At 63.2% G+C, this 20,894-nt stretch carries 22 protein-coding genes; 11 read left to right on the top strand and 11 right to left on the bottom strand.

Features of this window, described 5'->3' with window-relative positions; all coding sequences use genetic code 11:
* The first annotated feature begins 50 nt into the window (after positions 1–50).
* The 4 genes from rng to tldD all read left to right on the top strand — a co-directional run bounded on the left by rng (position 51) and on the right by tldD (position 7,709).
* A complete protein-coding gene (gene rng / locus AC5QPF_RS26560; RefSeq protein WP_494960623.1) occupies positions 51–1,508 on the top strand; it encodes a ribonuclease G in 1,458 nt (485 codons plus the stop codon).
* Positions 1,509–1,596: 88 nt separating this feature from the next.
* Positions 1,597–5,406: a YhdP family protein gene (locus tag AC5QPF_RS26555; RefSeq protein ID WP_494960622.1), complete on the top strand. Its 3,810-nt coding sequence runs from the start codon at positions 1,597–1,599 to the stop codon at positions 5,404–5,406.
* 9 nt (positions 5,407–5,415) lie between these two features.
* Complete coding sequence (locus AC5QPF_RS26550) at positions 5,416–6,267, top strand: nitrilase-related carbon-nitrogen hydrolase (RefSeq protein WP_494960621.1); 852 nt, start codon at positions 5,416–5,418, stop codon at positions 6,265–6,267.
* A 2-nt stretch (positions 6,268–6,269) separates the two neighbouring features.
* Entirely contained in the window at positions 6,270–7,709 is a 1,440-nt protein-coding gene (tldD, locus tag AC5QPF_RS26545) for a metalloprotease TldD (RefSeq protein WP_494960620.1), read from the top strand.
* Positions 7,710–7,751: 42 nt separating this feature from the next.
* Here tldD and yjgA read toward each other — a convergent pair whose 3' ends face one another.
* Entirely contained in the window at positions 7,752–8,273 is a 522-nt protein-coding gene (yjgA, locus tag AC5QPF_RS26540; protein ID WP_494960619.1) for a ribosome biogenesis factor YjgA, read from the bottom strand.
* A gap of 108 nt (positions 8,274–8,381) precedes the next feature.
* Between yjgA and pmbA the strand changes: the two genes are divergently transcribed.
* From pmbA to AC5QPF_RS26510, 6 genes are all read left to right on the top strand, one after another.
* Positions 8,382–9,728, top strand: coding sequence for a metalloprotease PmbA (gene pmbA / locus AC5QPF_RS26535; RefSeq protein ID WP_494960618.1), 1,347 nt, complete (start codon positions 8,382–8,384; stop codon positions 9,726–9,728).
* Between the two features lie 123 nt (positions 9,729–9,851).
* Complete coding sequence (locus AC5QPF_RS26530; RefSeq protein ID WP_494964255.1) at positions 9,852–10,253, top strand: FagA protein; 402 nt, start codon at positions 9,852–9,854, stop codon at positions 10,251–10,253.
* On the top strand, positions 10,246–11,622 hold the full coding sequence (locus tag AC5QPF_RS26525) for a lyase family protein (RefSeq protein WP_494960617.1): 1,377 nt from the start codon (positions 10,246–10,248) through the stop codon (positions 11,620–11,622). Before AC5QPF_RS26530 ends, AC5QPF_RS26525 begins: the two co-directional genes overlap by 8 nt.
* A 27-nt stretch (positions 11,623–11,649) precedes the next feature.
* The gene (locus AC5QPF_RS26520; protein WP_494960616.1) at positions 11,650–12,111 is read left to right on the top strand and encodes a DUF2753 family protein; all 462 of its coding nucleotides are present in this window, start codon (positions 11,650–11,652) and stop codon (positions 12,109–12,111) included.
* Positions 12,111–12,722, top strand: coding sequence for a Fe-Mn family superoxide dismutase (locus AC5QPF_RS26515; RefSeq protein ID WP_494960615.1), 612 nt, complete (start codon positions 12,111–12,113; stop codon positions 12,720–12,722). The genes AC5QPF_RS26520 and AC5QPF_RS26515 overlap by 1 nt, the downstream gene beginning before the upstream one ends.
* An 11-nt stretch (positions 12,723–12,733) precedes the next feature.
* A complete protein-coding gene (locus tag AC5QPF_RS26510; RefSeq protein WP_494960614.1) occupies positions 12,734–13,627 on the top strand; it encodes a ZIP family metal transporter in 894 nt (297 codons plus the stop codon).
* 75 nt (positions 13,628–13,702) lie between these two features.
* On the opposite strand, the gene AC5QPF_RS26505 is transcribed toward AC5QPF_RS26510, so the two are convergent.
* The 10 genes from AC5QPF_RS26505 to AC5QPF_RS26460 form a co-directional block, all read right to left on the bottom strand.
* Positions 13,703–13,975 (bottom strand): HPr family phosphocarrier protein, encoded by a 273-nt coding sequence (locus AC5QPF_RS26505; RefSeq protein WP_494960613.1) that lies wholly within the window; start codon positions 13,973–13,975, stop codon positions 13,703–13,705.
* 19 nt (positions 13,976–13,994) lie between these two features.
* Positions 13,995–14,849, bottom strand: a complete 855-nt coding sequence (rapZ, locus tag AC5QPF_RS26500; RefSeq protein ID WP_494960612.1) for an RNase adapter RapZ — start codon at positions 14,847–14,849, stop codon at positions 13,995–13,997.
* A gap of 3 nt (positions 14,850–14,852) precedes the next feature.
* Positions 14,853–15,317, bottom strand: a complete 465-nt coding sequence (gene ptsN, locus AC5QPF_RS26495; protein WP_494960611.1) for a PTS IIA-like nitrogen regulatory protein PtsN — start codon at positions 15,315–15,317, stop codon at positions 14,853–14,855.
* Positions 15,318–15,329: 12 nt separating this feature from the next.
* Positions 15,330–15,638 (bottom strand): ribosome hibernation-promoting factor, HPF/YfiA family, encoded by a 309-nt coding sequence (gene hpf / locus AC5QPF_RS26490; protein ID WP_494960610.1) that lies wholly within the window; start codon positions 15,636–15,638, stop codon positions 15,330–15,332.
* Positions 15,639–15,719: 81 nt separating this feature from the next.
* On the bottom strand, positions 15,720–17,213 hold the full coding sequence (locus tag AC5QPF_RS26485; protein ID WP_494960609.1) for an RNA polymerase factor sigma-54: 1,494 nt from the start codon (positions 17,211–17,213) through the stop codon (positions 15,720–15,722).
* A gap of 173 nt (positions 17,214–17,386) precedes the next feature.
* Positions 17,387–18,112: an LPS export ABC transporter ATP-binding protein gene (lptB, locus tag AC5QPF_RS26480; RefSeq protein WP_042120746.1), complete on the bottom strand. Its 726-nt coding sequence runs from the start codon at positions 18,110–18,112 to the stop codon at positions 17,387–17,389.
* Positions 18,112–18,639, bottom strand: a complete 528-nt coding sequence (lptA, locus tag AC5QPF_RS26475; RefSeq protein WP_494960608.1) for a lipopolysaccharide transport periplasmic protein LptA — start codon at positions 18,637–18,639, stop codon at positions 18,112–18,114. Before lptA ends, lptB begins: the two co-directional genes overlap by 1 nt.
* Positions 18,626–19,198 (bottom strand): LPS export ABC transporter periplasmic protein LptC, encoded by a 573-nt coding sequence (gene lptC / locus AC5QPF_RS26470; protein ID WP_458978883.1) that lies wholly within the window; start codon positions 19,196–19,198, stop codon positions 18,626–18,628. Before lptC ends, lptA begins: the two co-directional genes overlap by 14 nt.
* 8 nt (positions 19,199–19,206) lie before the next feature.
* A complete protein-coding gene (locus AC5QPF_RS26465; protein WP_494960607.1) occupies positions 19,207–19,728 on the bottom strand; it encodes an HAD hydrolase family protein in 522 nt (173 codons plus the stop codon).
* Positions 19,728–20,702 carry a KpsF/GutQ family sugar-phosphate isomerase gene (locus AC5QPF_RS26460; protein WP_494960606.1) on the bottom strand — a complete coding sequence of 325 codons (975 nt, stop codon included), beginning with the start codon at positions 20,700–20,702 and terminating at the stop codon, positions 19,728–19,730. The genes AC5QPF_RS26465 and AC5QPF_RS26460 overlap by 1 nt, the downstream gene beginning before the upstream one ends.
* Between AC5QPF_RS26460 and AC5QPF_RS26455 the strand changes: the two genes are divergently transcribed.
* Positions 20,701–20,835, top strand: coding sequence for a hypothetical protein (locus AC5QPF_RS26455; protein ID WP_494960605.1), 135 nt, complete (start codon positions 20,701–20,703; stop codon positions 20,833–20,835). The genes AC5QPF_RS26460 and AC5QPF_RS26455 overlap by 2 nt on opposite strands.
* The last annotated feature ends 59 nt before the right edge of the window (positions 20,836–20,894 follow it).

Genomic DNA, 20,894 nt, shown 5'->3' with positions numbered 1-20,894 from the left:
ACCGCCGGGCGATCCATGATTACCTGAAGACCCTTTGACGAGAGCCTGCCATGAGTGAAGAGATCCTGATCAACATCACCCCGATGGAATCCCGCGTGGCGGTGGTGGAAAACGGTGTCCTTCAGGAAGTGCATGTCGAGCGCACCCAGCGCCGCGGCATCGTCGGCAACATCTACAAGGGCAAGGTGGTTCGCGTGCTGCCGGGGATGCAGGCTGCCTTTGTCGACATTGGCCTGGAGCGTGCGGCGTTCATCCATGCTTCGGAAATCTCCCTGCGCGAAGGCACGACCGTGGAAAGCATCAGCGCCCTGGTCCATGAGGGCCAGAGCCTGGTGGTGCAGGTGACCAAGGACCCGATCGGCTCCAAGGGCGCGCGCCTGACTACCCAACTGTCGATCCCATCGCGCTACCTGGTGTACATGCCACGCACCAAGCATGTCGGCATTTCCCTGAAGATCGAGGACGAAGCCGAGCGCGAACGCCTGAAACAGGTGGTCAGCGACTGTGTTGCCCAGGAGAACATCCAGGATTCCGGCGGCTTCATCCTGCGCACCGCCGCCGAAGGCGCCGGAGCCGATGAGATCCTCATGGACATCCGTTACTTGCGTCGCCTCTGGGACCAGATCGGTGCGCAGATCAAGACTGTCGGCGCACCGACCGAAATCTACGAGGACCTTGGCCTGGCCCTGCGCACCCTGCGCGACCTGGTCAACCCGAAGATCGAGAAGATCCGCATCGACTCCCGGGAAACCTTCCAGAAAACCACGCAATTCGTCGCCGAACTGATGCCGGAAATCGCCGATCGCCTGGAGCACTACCCGGGCGAGCGGCCGATCTTCGACCTTTACGGGGTCGAGGACGAGATCCAGCGCGCCCTGGAGCGCAAGGTGCCGTTGAAGTCCGGTGGCTACCTGGTGGTGGACCCGGCCGAGGCCATGACCACCATCGACGTCAACACCGGTGCCTTCGTCGGTCATCGCAACCTCGAAGAAACCATCTTCAAGACCAACCTCGAAGCCGCCACCGCCATTGCCCGCCAACTGCGCCTGCGCAATATCGGCGGGATCATCATCATCGACTTCATCGACATGGAAGACGAGGAGCACCAGCGCCAGGTCCTGCGTACCCTGGAAAAGCAGCTGGAGCGCGACCACGCCAAGACCAACATCATCGGCCTGACCGAGCTGGGCCTGGTGCAGATGACCCGCAAGCGCACCCGGGAAAGCCTGGAGCAGGTGCTCTGCGAGCCGTGCATCAGTTGCCAGGGGCGTGGCAAGCTGAAGACCCCCGAGACGATCTGTTACGAAATCTTCCGGGAAATCCTGCGCGAGGCACGGGCCTATCAGGCCGAAGGCTATAGGGTGCTCGCCAATCAGAAGGTGGTGGACCGCCTGCTGGATGAAGAGTCGGGGAACGTCGCCGAACTCGAAGCCTTTATCGGGCGAACCATTCGCTTCCAGGTGGAGTCCATGTATTCCCAGGAACAATACGACGTGGTGCTGCTCTGATTCGTTCTGAAGCTTCGATCGCCGCCTTGGCGCTGGCAAACCCGTTACGTCGGGCCATAGTTACAGGACGACTCGGGGGGCCACTGCAATGGAGCGTCTGATCCGCGTTCTGGCTGCATTGACCCGCTGGGGGTTGGGTGCCTGTGCGCTGCTGGCGGTATTGGTGGCGCTCTACGTCAGCCTGAGCCGCGAGCTGATCCCGCTGGTTGCCGAATACCGTGGCGAAGTGCAGGACAAGGCCGAAGCCGCGCTGGGCATGCCGCTGCACATCGGTGCGCTGGAAGGGCGCTGGAGCGGCCTGGCGCCGATCCTGGTGGTGCGCGACGTGCAGGTCGGCGAAGGCAATTCGGCGCTGCGCCTGGACGCGGTCAAGGTGGTGCCCGACCTGTGGGCCAGCCTCACTCATCGCGAAGTGCGCCTGGCCCGGGTGGAACTGGGCGGCCTGCAGCTCAACCTGCACGAGGACGAGAACGGCCATTGGGCGCTCAAGGGCCTGCCGGTGCAGGACGACCAGCCGCTGGATGTCGAGCAGGTACTGCGGCGCATACAAGTGGTGGGCAAGGTTTCCCTTCTCGATAGCCAGGTCACCCTGGAGCCCTTCGGTCACGAGCCCCTGACCCTGACCTATGTCGGCCTGAGCCTGCAGACCGGCAGCGTGCGCCAGCGCCTCGACGCGCGTCTGACCCTGCCGGACGGCCAGCCCATGGCGCTCAGCCTGAAAAGCCGGATCCGCGCCTCGCAATGGCGCGACGGCCAGGTCGAAGGCTATCTCAGCCTGCCGCAGAGCGACTGGGCCAAGTGGCTGCCGGCGCGCCTGCTTGGCCAATGGCAGCTTCCCGAGGCAAGGGCCGGCGGTGAAGTCTGGATCGACTGGAGCAAGGGCCGACTGCAAAGCGCGACACTGCGCCTGAACGCGCCGAAAGTGCGCGCCGCCTACGCCGAACGCAAACCGGTAAGCCTGGATAACGTGGCCCTGAATGCCTGGCTACGCCGTGGTGAGCAGGGCCTGGACATCACCCTCGATTCCTTGGCCCTGAGCCTTGGCAAGACCCGTTGGGAATCCCATGTGCAGATTCGCCAGCGCCATGACGAACAGGACGGCGAGCTGTGGAGCATCCAGGCCGACCGGCTCGACCTGACGCCCCTGACCCCGGTGATCCAGGCCCTCGGCCCTCTCCCGAAGCAAGGCATGGCGGTGGTCGACGGGTTGAAGGTAACGGGCGGATTGCGCAATGTCCTGCTGGATATCCGCCCGCAGGTCGAAGGCGACCGACTGTTTAGCTTCGCCGCCAACCTCGATCGCGTCGGCTTCGATGCCTATCACGGCGCGCCAGCGGCGGGGAATGTCAGCGGCAGCATCAGCGGCGACCTGGGGCATGGCGAACTGCGCTTGGATACTGACAAATTCATGCTGCATCTGGTGCCGATCTTCGCTGATCCCTGGCATTACCTGAAAGCCAACGCCCAGCTCACCTGGAAGCTGGACAAAGAGGGCTTCACCCTGATCGCGCCTTATCTCAAGGTGCTGGGCGAAGAGGGCAATATCGCCGGTGACTTCCTGATCCGTCTGCTGTTCGCTGAAGGCAGCGAGGACTACATGGACCTGCGGGTCGGTCTGGTCGACGGCGATGGCCGCTACACCGGCAAGTACCTGCCCGAAGTGCTCAGCCCCGACGTGGCGCACTGGCTGCGTACCGCCATCCTCAAGGGCAAGGTCGACGAGGGCTATTTCCAGTACCAGGGCTCGCTGAACCACGGTGCGCCGGACCATGCCCGCAGCATCACCCTGTTCTTCAAGGTCGAGGACGCCACCCTGGACTTCCAGCCGGGCTGGCCGCAATTGAGCAAGGTGAATGGCGACGTATTCATCGATGACCACGGCGTGCGGATCAAGGCCAGCACAGGTCAGATGCTGAATACCAGGGTCAGTGACGTGCTGGTGGATATTCCCCATGTACCGGCCGGTGAGCACAGTCATCTGCTGGTCGATGGCGACTTCGATGGCACCCTCGGCGATGGCGTGAAGATCCTCCAGGAAGCCCCGATCGGCACGGCAGCGACCTTCGCCGGCTGGGAAGGCGAGGGCGACCTGAAGGGGGCGCTCAAGCTGGACATCCCCTTGGCGCACGACACGATGCCCAAGGTCGTGGTGGATTTCCAGACCGAGGGCGCACGGCTGAAGCTCAGCGAACCGGTGCTCGAACTGACTCAACTGAAGGGTGATTTCCGCTTTGACCTGGACAAGGGGCTGAGCGGCAAGAACATCGCTACCACGGCATTCGGCAAGCCGGTCACCGCGGAAATCTTCGCCGAGGGCAAGCCCGGCCAGTTGCAGACCCGTATCGCCGCCAAGGGACAGATCGCGCTGAAGTCTCTGACCGACTGGCTGCAGTTCAACCAGCCGCTGCCAGTGTCGGGGGAGATGCCCTACCAGTTGCAGGTGTCGTTGGGCAGCAACAACCAGCTCAGCGTCGATTCCACGCTCAAGGGCCTGGCCATCGACCTGCCCGCGCCTTTCGGCAAGGCCGCCAACGACACCCGAGCCAGCCAGTTCCGCATGAACCTGCAAGGCAGCGAGCGGCGCATCGATGTGGCCTACACCGATCTTGCCAGCCTGGCTATGGCCGCCCCGGCGGGCAAGGTCGAGCAGGTGCGAGGCGAGCTGCTGCTGGGCGGCGGCACTGCGCAACTGCCGTCGGGTCAGGGCCTGCGGGTAAGGGGCAAGCTCGCCGAACTGGATGTGGAGGGTTGGCAGAACAAGGCTGGCAACTATGCCGGCGACGACCCGGGCGGCAGTGCCCGGCAGATCCTCCGTGATATCGACCTCAGTATCGGCAAGCTCACGGCCTACAGCGTCGAACTGAACCAGGCGGTGGTGCGCCTGGGCCGCAACAGCGACAACTGGGACCTGCGCCTGGATAGCCAGGAAGTCATCGGCAATGCGCGGATTCCCGATGCCAAGGCCGCGCCTATCGCCATCAATTTGCAGACCCTGCACCTGCCTGCGCCGGATCCGACCGAGGAAGCCTCCCCCGATGCACCGGACCCGTTGGCCTCGGTTGATCCGCGCAACATTCCAGCGCTGGACGTGAGTATTGCCAAACTGTTCCGTGGCGATGCGCTGCTGGGCAGTTGGTCGCTGAAGCTGCGCCCGACCCCGAAAGGTCTCGCCCTCAACGACCTCGATCTCAATCTCAATGGCCTGCTGGTCAATGGCTCCGGCGGTTGGGAAGGTGTGCCGGGCGCCAGCAGCAGCTGGTTCAAGGGGCGTCTGGAGGGCAAGAACCTTGGGGATGTGCTCAAGGCCTGGAACTTCGCGCCATCGGTCACTAGCCGCGAATTCCAAATGGATGTCGATGGCCGCTGGCAAGGCTCCCCTGCCTGGATCAGCCTCAAGCGCTTCTCCGGCACCATGGACGCCACTTTGCGCAGCGGCCAGTTTGTCGAAGTTGAAGGCGGCGCCCAGGCCTTGCGGGTGTTCGGGCTGCTCAACTTCAACTCGATCGGCCGGCGCCTGCGGCTGGACTTCTCCGACCTGTTCGACAAGGGGCTGAGCTACGACCGGGTCAAGGGCCTGCTGGTGGCCAGCGACGGTGTCTACGTGACCCGCAGCCCGATCGCGATGACCGGCCCGTCGAGCAATTTCGAGCTGGACGGCACCCTGGACATGGTTCGTGACCGCATCGACGCCAACCTTGCGGTGGCCCTGCCGGTGACCAACAACCTGCCGCTGGCGGCGCTGATCGTTGGTGCGCCGGCCATCGGCGGGGCGCTGTTCCTGGTCGACCGCCTGCTGGGTGACAAGGTGGCGCGCTATGCCAGCGTCAACTATCGGGTCGAAGGTCCGGTTAAAGAGCCTAAAATCACCTTTGTGAAACCTTTCGAAAAATCCAGGTAGAGCGTGGACATGACCAGCGCCGTCATTCAGATGATCAGCCAGGACGATATCGCGGCCAACCTGCTCCGCGCTCGCGTCCTCCTCGAACAGGCCGCCAGCCAGGGCGCACGGCTCGCCGTACTGCCGGAAAACTTCGCTGCCATGGGCCGCCGCGACAGCGCTGCGATCGGCCTGGCCGAAGCGCTCGGCGAAGGCCCGATCCTGCCGTGGTTGAAACAGACTGCCCGCGACCTCAGGTTATGGATAGTGGCGGGCACCTTGCCGCTGCCGCCCGTCGACCGGCCCGAGGCCAAAGCCCATGCCTGCTCCCTGCTGGTGGACGAGCACGGCGAGCTGGTCGCCCGCTACGACAAGTTGCACCTGTTCGATGTGGACGTTGCCGACAACCGTGGCCGCTATCGCGAGTCCGATGACTACGCCCATGGCGCGCAGGTGGTGGTGGCCGATACTCCGGTGGGCAAGCTGGGCCTGAGTGTGTGCTACGACCTGCGCTTCCCGGAGCTGTACAGTGCGCTGCGCGAGGCCGGAGCCGAATTGATCAGCGCCCCGGCGGCGTTCACCGCGGTGACCGGCGCGGCGCACTGGGAAGTGCTGATCCGCGCCCGCGCCATCGAGACCCAGTGCTACGTGCTGGCTGCCGCCCAGGGCGGGATGCACCCGGGACCGCGGGAAACCCACGGACATGCGGCGATCGTCGATCCCTGGGGACGGATCCTCGCCGAGCAGGATCGCGGTGAAGCGGTGCTGCTGGCCACGCGCGATAGCGCGGAACAGGCGTCCATCAGGGCGCGGATGCCGGTGACTTTGCACCGGCGCTTTTTCTCGCGGGACGCATTGCGGCCCGCGCACCTCTCGGAGTGACTATGAGCGAGTTGTTAACAAGCGTCAGCGAGCAACTGCTGGCCCCCGGCGACCTGACCCTCGACAGCCTGCAAAGCGTGCTGGGCGAACTGGCCGGTCCGGGCATCGACGCGGCCGACCTGTATTTCCAGGGCCAGATCTCGGAGTCCTGGGCGCTGGAAGACGGCATCGTCAAGGAAGGCAGCTTCAACCTCGACCAGGGCGTGGGCGTGCGTGCCCAGTCCGGCGAGAAGACCGGCTTCGCCTACAGCAATGCGATCAATCTCGAAGCGCTGACTTCCGCCGCCCGCGCCGCCCGTTCGATTTCCCGGGCCGGGCAGAACGGTACGGTGCAGGCTTTCAAGAGCCAGTCGGTCACTGCGCTGTATGCACCGGACAATCCGCTGGACGTCCTGAGCCGCGCGGAAAAGGTCGAGCTCCTCAAGCGTGTCGACGTCGCCACCCGTGCCCTCGACCCGCGTATCCAGCAGGTCAGCGTGAGCATGGCCGGGGTCTGGGAGCGCATCCTTATCGCCGCGGCTGACGGTAGCCTGGCGGCGGATATCCGTCCGCTGGTGCGCTTCAACGTCAGCGTGATCGTCGAGCAGAACGGCCGTCGCGAGCGCGGTGGTCATGGTGGTGGCGGACGTACCGACTACCGCTATTTCACCGAAGATCGCGTCATGGGCTTCGCCCGCGAGGCGCTGCGCCAGGCCCTGGTCAACCTGGAAGCGGTTCCGGCCCCGGCCGGCACGCTTCCGGTGGTACTGGGCTCCGGCTGGTCCGGTGTGCTGCTGCACGAAGCGGTCGGTCATGGCCTGGAAGGTGACTTCAACCGCAAGGGCAGTTCGGCCTACAGCGGGCGAATTGGCGAGATGGTCGCGTCGAGCCTGTGCACCATCGTCGATGACGGCACCCTGGAAGGGCGCCGCGGTTCGTTGAGCGTCGACGACGAAGGCACCAAGACTGAATGCACCACCCTGATCGAGAACGGCAAGCTGGTTGGCTACATGCAGGACAAGCTAAACGCACGCTTGATGGGCATGGCGGTCACCGGCAACGGTCGCCGCGAATCCTACGCGCACCTGCCGATGCCACGCATGACCAACACCTACATGCGCGCCGGCGACAGCGACCCCGCGGAGATCATCGCCTCGGTCAAGCGCGGCCTCTACTGCGCCAACCTCGGCGGCGGCCAGGTGGATATCACCAGCGGCAAGTTCGTCTTCTCCACCAGCGAGGCGTACCTGATCGAGGACGGCAAGATCACCGCGCCGGTGAAGGGGGCGACCCTGATCGGCAACGGTCCGGAAGCCATGAGCCGGGTGTCCATGGTTGGCCGCGACCTGGCGCTGGACAGCGGTGTCGGGACCTGTGGCAAGGATGGGCAGTCGGTGCCGGTTGGTGTGGGCCAGCCGACCCTTAAGATCGATGCGATCACCGTGGGTGGCACGGGCGCATGAAGGTGACACCGGGCGGGCAGGGCGCCTGCCCGGTACGGCAACTCAGCGCAGGCCGCGCTGGGTTTCGTCGAGGTCGCGGATGTACTTGAAGAGCTTGCGTGCGGCACTTGGCGGCTTGTTGGTCTTCGCCTCGTGCTGGGCCTGGCGAATCTGCGAGCGCAGTTGCTGGCGGTCCGCGTCCGGGTATTCCTGGACGAACTTCTCCAGCACGTCGTCGCTGCCGCCGATCAGGCGGTCACGCCAGCGTTCCAGGTTGTGGAACCGCTCGTTGTACTGGCGGCTGGAGGCATCCAGTTGATCGAGCAGGGCGTTGATCGCGTCGAGGTCCTGGTCGCGCATCAGCTTGCCGATGAACGAACGGTGACGTCGCTTCGCTTCGTTGGCCGTGTGCCGTTTGTGCTCTTCGAGGGCTGCGCGCAGCTCGTCGGTCAGGGGCAGTTTGGCCAGGGTGTCGGGCTTGAGCGTGGTAAGGCGCTCGCCCATATCCACCAACGCCTGAAGTTCGCGCTTGATCTGGGTTTTGCTTTTTTCGCCTTCGTCGAAGGCATCGTAAGAATCAACCATGGGGGCAGTCCGCTGAGAAACGCCGCCATGATAACCAGTCGGGGGCCGCTTGTCCGGCCCGGTCGCTCGATGACCCTCGCCGAACGCCGTATTTGAGTGGAGAAAACCATGAGTGCAGTCCAGAGCGTAGGTCCGCAAGCCCTGCCGGCCTTGCAGGAGCAGGTCGAGCAGATCATCGCCGAAGCGAAACGCCAGGGCGCCAGTGCCTGTGAAGTAGCGGTGTCGCTGGAGCAGGGGTTGTCGACCTCGGTGCGCCAGCGCGAAGTGGAAACGGTGGAGTTCAACCGCGACCAGGGCTTCGGCATCACCCTCTACGTGGGTCAACGCAAGGGCTCGGCCAGTACCTCGGCCAGTGGCGCCGACGCGATTCGCGAAACTGTTGCCGCTGCCTTGGCCATTGCCAAACATACGTCAGAAGACGATTGCGCCGGGTTGGCCGATCCGGCGCTGATGGCCCGCGATATCGCCGATTTCGATCTTTATCACGCCTGGGACATCACCCCGGAGCAGGCTATCGAGAAGGCGCTGATCTGCGAAGCGGCGGCGTTCGAGGCCGATACGCGGATCAAGAATGCCGATGGCACCACGCTGAATACCCACCAGGGTTGCCGCGTGTACGGCAACAGCAACGGTTTCATCGGCGGCTACGCCTCGACCCGACACAGCCTGAGTTGCGTGATGATCGCCGAAGGCGACGGGCAGATGCAGCGTGACTACTGGTATGACGTCAGTCGGCAGGGCGAATTGCTCGCCGACCCGGTGAGCATCGGCAAGCGCGCCGCGCAGCGTGCGGCCAGCCGCCTGGGCGCGCGTCCGGTACCGACCTGCGAGGTGCCGGTGCTGTTTTCTGCGGAGCTGGCTGGCGGACTGTTCGGTAGTTTCCTGTCGGCGATTTCCGGCGGCAACCTGTACCGCAAGTCGTCGTTCCTCGAAGGCACCATCGGTCAGCGCCTGTTTCCGACCTGGCTGACTCTCGACGAGCGCCCGCACCTGCCGCGCGCACTGGGCAGTGCGGCCTTCGATGGCGACGGTCTGGCCACCTATGCCAAGCCGTTCGTCGAAAATGGCCAGTTGGTGTCCTACGTACTGGGCACCTACTCGGGACGCAAGCTGGGGCTGCCGAGCACGGCCAACGCTGGTGGCGTGCACAACCTGTTCGTCACCCACGGCGTCGAGGACCAGGCAGCGCTGATCCGGAGCATGGGCCGAGGGCTGCTGGTGACCGAACTGATGGGCCATGGCTTGAACATGGTGACCGGAGACTATTCCCGCGGCGCGGCGGGCTATTGGGTGGAAAACGGAGAGATCCAGTTCGCCGTGCAGGAAGTGACTATCGCCGGCAATATGAAAGACATGTTTCAGCAGATTGTGGCGATCGGCAGCGATCTGGAAACCCGTAGCAACATCCACACCGGCTCGATTCTGATCGAGCGGATGACGGTCGCCGGCAGCTGATCCTGCATTTCACCTGTCACCCGAAAGCCCGGCCTCTGTGCCGGGCTTTTTCTTGCCTGCAAAAAAGTCTGTTGAACTGATTCTATTTATCAATTAATAATGAATATCATTATCTTGGTGGTGATGTTCTTCATGAAATCCGTCCTTCACGAATTGCCCTACCTCGAAAACTGGCGCTGGCTGAGCCGGCGTATCCGCTGCGCGCTGGAGCCCGATGAGCCGCGCCTGATCGAACACTACCTCGCTGAAGGACGCTACCTGGTCTGCTGTACCGATACATCGGCGTGGACCGTGGCCCTGACTTCTTTCCGTCTTCTGCTCGATACCGCCTGCGACCGCATGTTGCCGTGGCATTGGCGCTGCCTGTGCCTGGACCAGGCATGGCGGCCATTGCTGCAACTGCGCAAGCTCGATGGCGGTGAGCAAGGCCAGCGCTGGCAGCCGCTGGCCCTGCAACTGGCGAACTGCACGCTATTGCCTTCGATTTCTTCCGCTGAACTGATGCAAGGACTTGATGATGAGTAATACCCGTATCGAGCGTGACAGCATGGGTGAGCTGCAGGTGCCGGCCGAGGCCCTGTATGGCGCCCAGACCCAGCGCGCGGTCAACAACTTCCCGATCAGCCAGCAACGCATGCCGACCCAGTTCATCCGTGCGCTGCTGCTGGCCAAGGCTGCCGCGGCCAAGGCCAACGTGCAGTTGGAGCAGGTGACCCCGGCCCAGGGCGAGGCGATCGTCGCCGCAGTGGAGCAACTGCTTACTGGTGACTTCATGCAGCACTTCCCGGTGGATGTGTTCCAGACTGGCTCCGGCACCAGTTCCAACATGAACGCCAACGAAGTGATCGCCACCCTGGCCAGCCGCGTCGCTGGCGACAAGGTCAATGCCAACGACCACGTCAATTGCGGCCAGAGCAGCAACGACATCATCCCCACCACCATCCACGTCAGCGCCGCACTGGCCCTGCACGAGCAACTGCTGCCGGCGCTGAAGCACCTGGTGCAGGTGATCGAGGCCAAGGCCGAGCAGGTCCATCCGTTCGTCAAGACCGGTCGTACACACCTGATGGACGCCATGCCGGTGCGCATGAGCCAGGTCCTCGGTGGCTGGGCTCAGCAGGTCAAGGCCAGCATCGGCCACCTGGAGAACACCTTGCCGAGCCTGCAGGCCCTGGCCCAGGGCGGTACCGCGGTCGGCACCGGCATCAACGCCCACCCGGAGTTCTCTGCGCTGTTCGCCAAGCAACTGAGCGGACTGACCAAGGTCGACTTCGTGCCGGGCGAGAACCTGTTCGCCCTGATCGGCTCGCAGGACACTGCCGTCGCCGTCTCCGGCCAGCTCAAGGCTGCTGCCGTGGCCCTGATGAAGATCGCCAACGACCTGCGCTGGATGAACTCAGGTCCCTTGGCCGGCCTCGGCGAGATCGAGCTGGAAGGTCTGCAGCCGGGCTCCTCGATCATGCCGGGCAAGGTCAACCCGGTGATCCCGGAAGCCACCGCCATGGTCGCTGCCCAGGTGATCGGCAACGACGCCACCATCGCCGTCGCTGGCCAGTCGGGCAACTTCGAGCTGAACGTGATGCTGCCGGTCATCGCTCGCAACCTGCTGGAAAGCATCGAGCTGATGGCCAACGCCAGCCGCCTGCTGGCCGACAAGGCCATCGCCAGCTTCAAGGTCAACGAACCGAAACTCAAGGAAGCCCTGGCGCGCAACCCGATCCTGGTCACCGCGTTGAACCCGATCATCGGCTATCAGAAGGCTGCCGAGATCGCCAAGACCGCCTACAAGCAGGGCCGTCCGATCATCGACGTGGCCCTGGAACACACGGAGCTGTCGCGCACCCAGCTGGAAGTCCTGCTGGATCCGGAGAAGCTCACCGCTGGCGGTATCTGATACCGCCCACCGTTTTGGAGGTTCGCCATGCAGCACTGGAAACGTACCACCGAAATTGCCAACCGCCTGTTCAACCAGGGCGATCTGGTCGATGCCCGCGAGTTGTACTTGCAGGCCCTGGCGCTGGCCCAGGTGCTTTTCGAACGCTGGCATGACGCCGACGAAGCGGTGGCCGCCTGCGTGATTTCCCATCACAACCTGGCGGACCTGCACCTGCGCCTGAAGCAGCCGCAGGAGAGCGCCGAATATCTCTGCGCGATCCACCAGCGGCTGCTCAGTGCCAGCCAGGACATGCGCCTGTCCCAGGGGCTGCGTGAAGCAGCCCTGCGCCAGAGCGGAAAGACCTACACCGAACTCCTGAGTTTCATCAGCGAGTACGGCCAGTACCCGCGCACCGCGCGCCTGCTGTACCGGCAGGAACCGCAGCCGGGTGTGCTGGCCGGTCAGGACCCCGTGATCACCCAAGCCTTCCAACAAGGAATCCACTGATGCCACATACCTTGCCTGCACTGCCTTACGCCTACGATGCCCTGGAACCGCACATTGATGCGCAGACCATGGAGATCCACTACACCAAGCACCATCAGACCTACATCAACAACCTCAACGCGGCCATCGACGGCACCGAGTTTGCCGAGTGGCCGGTGGAGAAGCTGGTGGCCGCGGTCAAGCAACTGCCGCAGAACCTGCATGCGGCGGTGATCAACCAGGGCGGCGGGCACGCCAACCACACCCTGTTCTGGACCGTGATGGCGCCGAACGGCGGCGGTCTGCCACAAGGTTCGGTGGCCAAGGCCATCGATGGGCAACTGGGTGGCTTCGAAGCTTTCAAGGATGCCTTCACCAAGGCCGCGCTGACCCGCTTCGGCAGTGGCTGGGCGTGGCTGAGCGTTACTCCGGAGAAGAAGCTGGTGGTGGAAAGCAGCGGCAACCAGGACAGTCCGCTGATGAACGGCAACACGCCGATCCTGGGCCTGGACGTCTGGGAGCACGCCTACTACCTGCGCTACCAGAACCGTCGTCCGGAATACATCAACGCCTTCTATAACGTGGTCGACTGGGCTGAAGTCGAACGGCGCTACGTCGCTGCCCTGGCCTGAGTGACAGACGGATGCGTTCGGATGTCTTGTCCATAGGCAGTGTCCGCTTGTTCCGTCTTGCCCTGGGTACCTTGCTGCTGTTGGTGGGTGCCGCCTTGCTGTTGGTCCAGGCTATCGCTTGGCTCGACCTCGAGCCGCGCATGCTGCGCGCGCTGGAGGGCGGTGCCCTGTGTGCCCTGGGAACCGCGTTGGGTGCTGTTCCGGTGCTGGTGATCCGCAACATGCCAGTGGCTCTGGCCGACTCCTTGCTGGGTTTTGGCGCTGGCGTGATGCTGGCAGCCACGGCGTTTTCACTGATCATCCCGGGACTGGATGCCGCCCAGGTTGTTGGTTTCGGCAAGTGGGGTGCAGGTGGTTTGATCAGCTTCGGCCTGCTGTTCGGCGCCTTCTGCCTCTACCTGCTGGATCGCAAGGTAGCCGGTGCTTCTCCGGAGGCGCTGGTGGCATCCGCTGGCCAGCCGGTGGTGCCGGCGCGGATCTGGGTGTTCGTCATCGCGATCATCGCCCACAACATCCCGGAGGGCATGGCCATCGGCGTATCAGCCGGCGGTGGCATGTCTGATGCCGACAGCCTGGCGATGGGCATCGCCTTGCAAGACGTGCCGGAAGGCCTGGTCATCGCGCTGGTGTTGGCTGGCGCAGGGATGGCGCGCTTCCAGGCGTTCCTGATTGGCGCAGCGTCGGGGCTGGTGGAGCCGGCGGCGGCCGTGATCTGTGCTTGGCTGGTGAGGCTGGCCGAGCTGGCGCTGCCACTGGGCCTGGCCTTTGCGGCAGGGGCCATGTTGCTGGTGGTAACCCAGGAGATCATTCCGGAATCGCGGGCCAATGGGCATCATCGATTGGCGAGCCTGGGGCTGTGTGTCGGGTTTTGCTTGATGATGGTGATGGATACGGCGTTGTCCTGACCCTGCCATCGACTGCGCATGTTATAGAACTGCATGAAAAAGCCCGCCAATCGGCGGGCTTTTCGTTACAGGCGATCACTCGCCTTCGTCAAACCGGTTGTTGATCAGTTCGATCAGTCCATCCAGCGCGGCCTGGTCCTGTTCGCCCTCGGTCAGCAGATGCACCTTGGTGCCCTTGCCAGCCGCCAGCATCATCACCGCCATGATGCTCTTGCCGTCCACCAGCTTGTCCGGTGCGCGCCCAACCTTGATCGTGCAGGGAAACTTCCCGGCCACGCCGACGAACTTGGCGGCGGCGCGGGCATGCAGCCCCAGCTTGTTGATGATCTCGATTTCGATTGCGGGCATCGCGGGGGGATCCTGTGGGCTAGAGGTCGCGGTGACGGACCTGAACATTCTTCAAGATGGGTTGCAACAACTGGCCCAGGCGTTCGGTCAGGTAGACGGAGCGATGGTGACCGCCCGTGCAACCGATGGCGACGGTCACGTAGGCGCGGTTGCTGGCGGCGAAGCGCGGCAACCATTTCAGCAGGTAGGAGGAGATGTCCTGGAACATTTCTTCCACGTCCGGTTGCGCGGCGAGGTAGTCGATGACCGGTTGATCCCGGCCCGAGTGCTCGCGCAGTTCCGGCTTCCAGTAGGGATTCGGCAGGCAGCGCACGTCGAACACCACGTCAGCATCCACCGGCATGCCTCGCTTGAAACCAAAGGATTCGATCAGGAAAGCCGTGCCGGGTTCCGGCTGATTGAGCAGGCGCAGTTTGATCGAGTCACGCAACTGGTAGAGGTTCAGATTGGTGGTATCGATCTTCAGGTCCGCCAGGTCGGCGATGGGCCCGAGCAGCTCGCTCTCGACCCGGATTGCTTCGGCCAAGGAACGGTCCGGGTTGGTCAGCGGGTGGCGGCGGCGGGTTTCGGAAAAACGTTTGAGCAGGGTTTCCTCGTCGGCGTCCAGGTACAGCACATCGCACTGGATGTGGCGGGCACGGGCTTCGTCGAGCAGCTCGGGGAATCGCGTCAGGTGACTGGGCAGGTTGCGGGCGTCGATCGACACCGCCACTCGCGGTTGCAGCAATTCGGTATTGATCAATGCGCTCTCCGCCAACTGCGGAAGCAGGCCGGCGGGGAGGTTATCGATACAGTAGAAACCATTGTCTTCAAGGACATCGAGGGCCGTACTTTTGCCGGATCCGGAACGGCCACTGACAATGATCAGGCGCATGGCTCAGCTTCCGTTCTGTTCGTCCAGGACAACCTGGTACAGGGCGGCGCTGCTGGTGGCGGCGCGCAGCTTGTCACGCACGTCCTTGCGGTCGAGCATGCTGGCAATCTGGCGGAGCAGCTCGAGGTGTGCATCGGTGGCGGCTTCCGGTACCAGCAGCACGAACAGCAGGTCTACCGGTGCGCCGTCGATGGCGTCGAAATCGATGGGGGCGTCCAGATGCAGCAGCGCGCTGATCGGACTGGTGCAGCCCTTGAGGCGACAGTGTGGAATGGCGATGCCATTGCCGAAGCCCGTCGAGCCGAGTTTCTCCCGGTCGATCAGGCTCTTGAACACGTCCTGGGTGTCCAGTTCGGGAACTTCCTTCCCGATCAGGTTGGCGATCTGTTCGAGTACGCGCTTTTTACTGCCGCCCGGCACGTTCACGAGGGAACGGCCGGGGGTCAGAATGGATTCAAGTCGGATCATGGATGAGGGGGATCAGCGGGCGGCTGCACCTTGCAGCAGACTTTGCTGTTTTTCCTTGTGTTTTTTCAGTTGGCGGTCGAGCTTGTCGGTCAGGAGGTCGATGGCGGCATACATGTCTTCGTGCTCTGCATTCGCTACCACTTCACCGCCAGGAATCTGCAAGGTCGCCTCGATCTTCTGTTCCAGCTTCTCGACCTTGAGGATCACCTGCACATTGGTGATGCGGTCATAGTGGCGCTCGAGCCGGGCGAGTTTTTCCCCGATGTAGGTACGCAGGGCCTCGGTGACTTCTACATGTTGTCCACTGATGTTGACTTGCATACTGCTTCTCCTTTGTTGCCGTGCATAAAGAGGCAGGTGTTGCGCCTGCCACTGAATTGCGATGGCACATCTCAGGGAAGGTCACATCAATCGCTTGCGTTCACTCGATGGTGCGATACCGAGGGACTCGCGGTACTTGGCGACGGTGCGACGTGCTACCTGGATGCCTTGTGCCTCCAGTAAACCAGCGATCTTGCTGTCACTCAATGGCTTTTTCTGATTTTCCGCGGCAACCAGTTTCTTGATGATCGCGCGGATGGCAGTGGACGAGCATTCCCCGCCTTCGGAGGTGCTCACGTGACTGGAGAAAAAGTATTTCAGCTCATAGATCCCGCGGGGGGTGTGCATGTATTTCTGTGTGGTCACCCGGGATATGGTCGATTCGTGCATGCCCACCGCCTCGGCGATGTCGTGCAGGACCAGCGGCTTCATGGCCTCGTCGCCGTGGTCGAGGAAACCGCGCTGGTGCTCGACGATCTGGGTCGCCACCTTCATCAGCGTCTCGTTGCGGCTTTGCAGGCTCTTGATGAACCAGCGCGCTTCCTGCAACTGGTTGCGCATGAAGGTGTTGTCGGCGCTGGTATCGGCGCGGCGGACGAAGCCGGCGTACTGCGGGTTGACCCGCAGGCGCGGCACCGCTTCCTGGTTCAGCTCCACCAGCCAGCGCTCGTTGTCCTTGCGCACGATCACGTCGGGGACCACGTATTCCGGCTCGCTCGACTCGATCTGCGAGCCGGGGCGCGGGTTCAGGCTCTGCACCAGCTCGATGACCTGGCGCAGCTCGTCTTCCTTGAGTTTCATGCGGCGCATCAACTGGCTGTAGTCGCGGCTGCCGAGCAGGTCGATGTAGTCACTGACCAGGCGCTGCGCCTCGCTCATCCATGGCGTGTTGGGTGGCAGTTGGCGCAGTTGCAGCAACAGGCACTCGCCGAGGTTGCGTGCGCCGATGCCCGCGGGCTCGAACTGCTGGATGCGGTGCAGGACGGCTTCGACCTCGTCCAGCTCGATGTCGAGCTCGGGGTCGAAGGAGTCGCAGATTTCTTCCAGGGTCTCGTCGAGGTAGCCCTGGTTGTTGATGCAGTCGATCAGGGTGACGGCGATCAGCCGGTCGGTGTCCGACATTGGTGCCAGGTTCAACTGCCAGAGCAGGTGGCTCTGCAGGCTTTCGCCTGCGGAGGTGCGGGTGGTGAAGTCCCACTCGTCATCGTCGTTGCTGGGCAGGCTGCTGGCGCTGGTCTGGTAGATGTCTTCCCAAGCGGTGTCAACCGGCAGCTCATTGGGAATGCGCTCGCTCCATTCGCCTTCCTCGAGGTTTTCCGCGCTGGGCGCGGATTGCTCGAAGCTGCTTTCCTGCGCTTCCGCGACCGGTTTGCTCTCGGCGTTGTCGGCCATGGGGTCGCTGTTATCGAAGTCGTCGCCTTCTTCCTGGCGTTCGAGCATCGGGTTCGACTCCAGGGCTTCCTGGATTTCCTGCTGCAGGTCCAGCGTGGAAAGCTGGAGCAGTCGGATGGCCTGTTGCAACTGCGGGGTCATCGTCAGTTGCTGGCCCATTCTTAGGACGAGCGATGGTTTCATGGCTGGGGCTTAACACCTTATTCGCCGGCGCGCATGCGCCATCTACTACACGGCGCGGGGCGCCAATTTTAAGCAAGATATATGCCTGAAATTGATGCGTTTGCCTAGAGCGCTGTAACAATTAAGCCGCAATAATGGCTGAATGCCAGCGCTCAGTCACTCCGGTACTTGGCCTACAGGCGGAACTCGTGGCCGAGGTAGACCTCTTTCACCAACTGGTTGGCCAGGATGGTTTCCGAATCGCCTTCGGCGATCAGTTGGCCATCGTTGACGATGTAAGCGGTTTCGCAGATATCCAGGGTTTCACGGACGTTGTGGTCGGTGATCAGCACGCCGATGCCCTTGGCCTTCAGATGATGGATGATCTGCTTGATGTCGCCGACCGAGATCGGGTCGACACCGGCAAAGGGTTCGTCGAGCAGGATGAACTTTGGCGCGGTGGCCAGGGCGCGGGCGATTTCCACGCGACGACGTTCGCCGCCGGACAGGCTCATGCCAAGGTTGTCGCGGATATGGCTGATGTGGAACTCCTGCAGCAGGCTTTCCAGCTCCTTGCGTCGACCGTCGCGGTCCAGGTCTTTGCGGGTTTCCAGGATCGCCATGATGTTGTCCGCCACAGACAGCTTACGGAAGATCGAGGCCTCCTGTGGCAGGTAGCCGATACCGGCGCGTGCGCGACCGTGCATCGGCTGGTGGCTGACATCCAGATCGTCGATCAGCACGCGGCCCTGATCGGCCTGGACCAGGCCGACGATCATATAGAAACACGTGGTCTTGCCAGCGCCGTTGGGGCCGAGCAGGCCGACGATCTGGCCGCTGTCGATGGACAGGCTGACGTCGCGCACGACTTGCCGGCTCTTGTAGCTCTTGGCCAGGTGCTGGGCTTTGAGAGTTGCCATTACTCGGCCTTCTTCTTCGGCTGGATCACCATGTCGATACGTTGACGTGGCGTCTTGATGTCTTTGCCGCCACGACCGGCGGTAGCGACCTGGGTCTTCGAGTTGTAGACGATCTTCTCGCCTTCGGTGGTATTGCCTGCGTTGATCACCCGGGCCTGGTCAGTGAGGATGATCAGGTCCTTGCCGGCCTGGTACTGGATCTGCTTGGCATAGCCCTGCATCTTGTCTGGCTTGCCGGGATTCTGCTGCTGCTCGAAATAGGCCAGGTTGCCAACCGAGGTGGCGGTGTCGATGTCACCGGCCTGGTTCAGGGTCACGGTCACGACGTTGCCTTTGATCATCATCGAGCCTTGGGTGATGATCACGTCGCCCGTATAGGTGGCGACCTTGTTCTTGTCGTCCATCTGGGCGCTGTCGGCCTGGATGCGAACGGGCTGCTCGCGATCGTTGGGCAGGGACCAAGCGCTCGCGCTTCCCAGTGCCGCGCTCAGGCTGAGCAAATAAGGGAGGGTTTTAACGAGCCTCATACTGTCCTCTTACGTTGGACAGCAGGTCCATCCTGCCGTCTTTCAAATACGCTTTCATTCCCTTGCCCGTAGTCACGCCACCGGCGCCGTCGATTCTAACGTCTTGCTCGGTTTGCGCATATTGCTTCTGCGGGAATACCGTCATGCGACTGGAGGTGATGATAGTGGTGCGATTCTGCTCGTCGGTGCGGGCCACGCGCACGGAGTCGATCAGCTCTACCTCGGTGCCGTCCGGGTTGACCTCGCCACGTTCGCTCTGTACGTGCCAGGGGAAGGTGGTGCCGCGGTACATCTGCAGGTCCGGCTTGGTCAGCAGGGTGACTTCGCTGGCCTTGAGGTGCTCGACCTTGTCTGCGGTCATTTCGTACTGCAGCTTGCCGTCGGGCAGGAACTGCACACTGTGGGCGTTGATGGCGTAGTAGTCGATGGCACTTTCGTCGACCTGCGCGACCGGCTGGTCGAGGAAGCGCTCGGGGACGATGTTCCAGTAGCCGATCGCCGCGAAAAGTGCGGCGATCACGCTGAACAGCGCAATATTGCGAATCTTCTTGCTGAACATGACGTGCTCTACAGGTAGTGGGCGTTTGCTGCTTCCAGGTTGCCCTGGGCTTGCAGGATCAGTTCGCAGAATTCACGTGCCGCGCCTTCGCCGCCGCGAGCCTGGGTCACGCCGTGGGCGTGCTCGCGGACGAACGCCGCGGCATTGGCCACTGCCATACCCAGGCCGACCCGGCGGATCACCGGCAGGTCGGGCAGGTCGTCGCCCAGGTAGGCGACTTCCTCATAGCTTAGGCCGAGCTGGGCGAGAAGCTCGTCCAGCACCACCAGTTTGTCTTCGCGGCCCTGGTACAGGTACGGGATGCCGAGGTTCTTCGCCCGACGCTCTACCACGGGAGTCTTGCGTCCGCTGATGATCGCGGTGGTCACGCCGGAGTTCATCAGCATCTTGATGCCCTGGCCGTCGAGGGTGTTGAAGGTCTTGAATTCGCTGCCGTCTTCGAGGAAATACAGGCGGCCGTCGGTGAGAACGCCGTCGACGTCGAAGACCGCCAGCTTGATGGCTTTGCCGCGTTGCAACAGGGTATTCATCACATCACTCCGGCGCGCAGCAGGTCGTGCATGTTCAAGGCGCCGACCGGACGGTCAGCCTTGTCGACGACTACCAGCGCGCTGATCTTGTGGTCTTCCATGATCTTCAGGGCCTCGGCGGCGAGCATCTCGGCGCGGGCGGTCTTGCCGTGGACGGTCATGACCTCTTCGATCAGGGTCTTGTGCACATCGATGTTGCGGTCGAGGCTGCGGCGCAGGTCGCCGTCGGTGAAGATCCCGGCAAGGCTGCCGTCGGCCTCGGCCACTACGGTCATGCCCAGGCCCTTGCGCGACATTTCCAGCAGGGCGTCCTTGAGCAGGGTACCGCGTTGCACCTGCGGCAACTCGTCGCCGGCGTGCATGACGTTCTCGACCTTCAGCAGCAGGCGGCGGCCCAGGGCGCCGCCCGGGTGCGAGAAGGCGAAGTCCTCGGCGGTGAAGCCACGGGCTTCGAGCAGGGCGATGGCCAGGGCGTCACCCAATACCAGTGCGGCGGTGGTCGAGGAGGTCGGGGCCAGGTTCAGCGGGCAGGCTTCCTGGGCCACGCGGGCGTCGAGATTGACCTCGGCGGCCTTGGCCAGCGGCGACTCGGGGTTGCCGGTGAGGCTGACGAGCTTGATGCCCAGGCGCTTGATCAGCGGCAGCAGGGTGACGATCTCGGCGGTGGAGCCGGAGTTGGAGAGCGCCAGGATGATGTCGTCCCGGGTGATCATGCCCATGTCGCCGTGGCTTGCCTCGGCGGGATGGACGAAGAACGCCGGCGTCCCGGTGCTGGCCAGGGTCGCGGCGATCTTGTTGCCGATGTGCCCGGATTTGCCCATGCCTACCACGACAACGCGGCCCTTGCTGCCCAGGATCAGTTCGCACGCCTTGACGAAATCGGCGTCGATATGGGCCAGCAGGCCTTCTACCGCTTCGATTTCGAGGCGGATGGTGCGTTGTGCGGATTGGATCAGGTCGGTGGATTGGCTCATGTCGGAAATCGGTTTGCCTGATGAAAAGGTCGCGATTATAGCGGTAATGCGCGAAAGCCTCACCTGCGGATTGGCCGCAGGCAGCCTGTTGGAGCGTTTTGCCGCGGCGCGGTTCCGTTGCACGATGGCATGAAAATGCCTGTACCGGGCCTGAACAGGCCGCGTTATGGCCTTGGGAAGGGCTTGTCAGCG

This window comes from Pseudomonas sp. Con_6 (assembly GCF_059379395.1).
The sequence above is the reverse complement of the archived record's forward strand: the minus strand, read 5'-3'. Positions and strand labels throughout refer to the sequence as shown.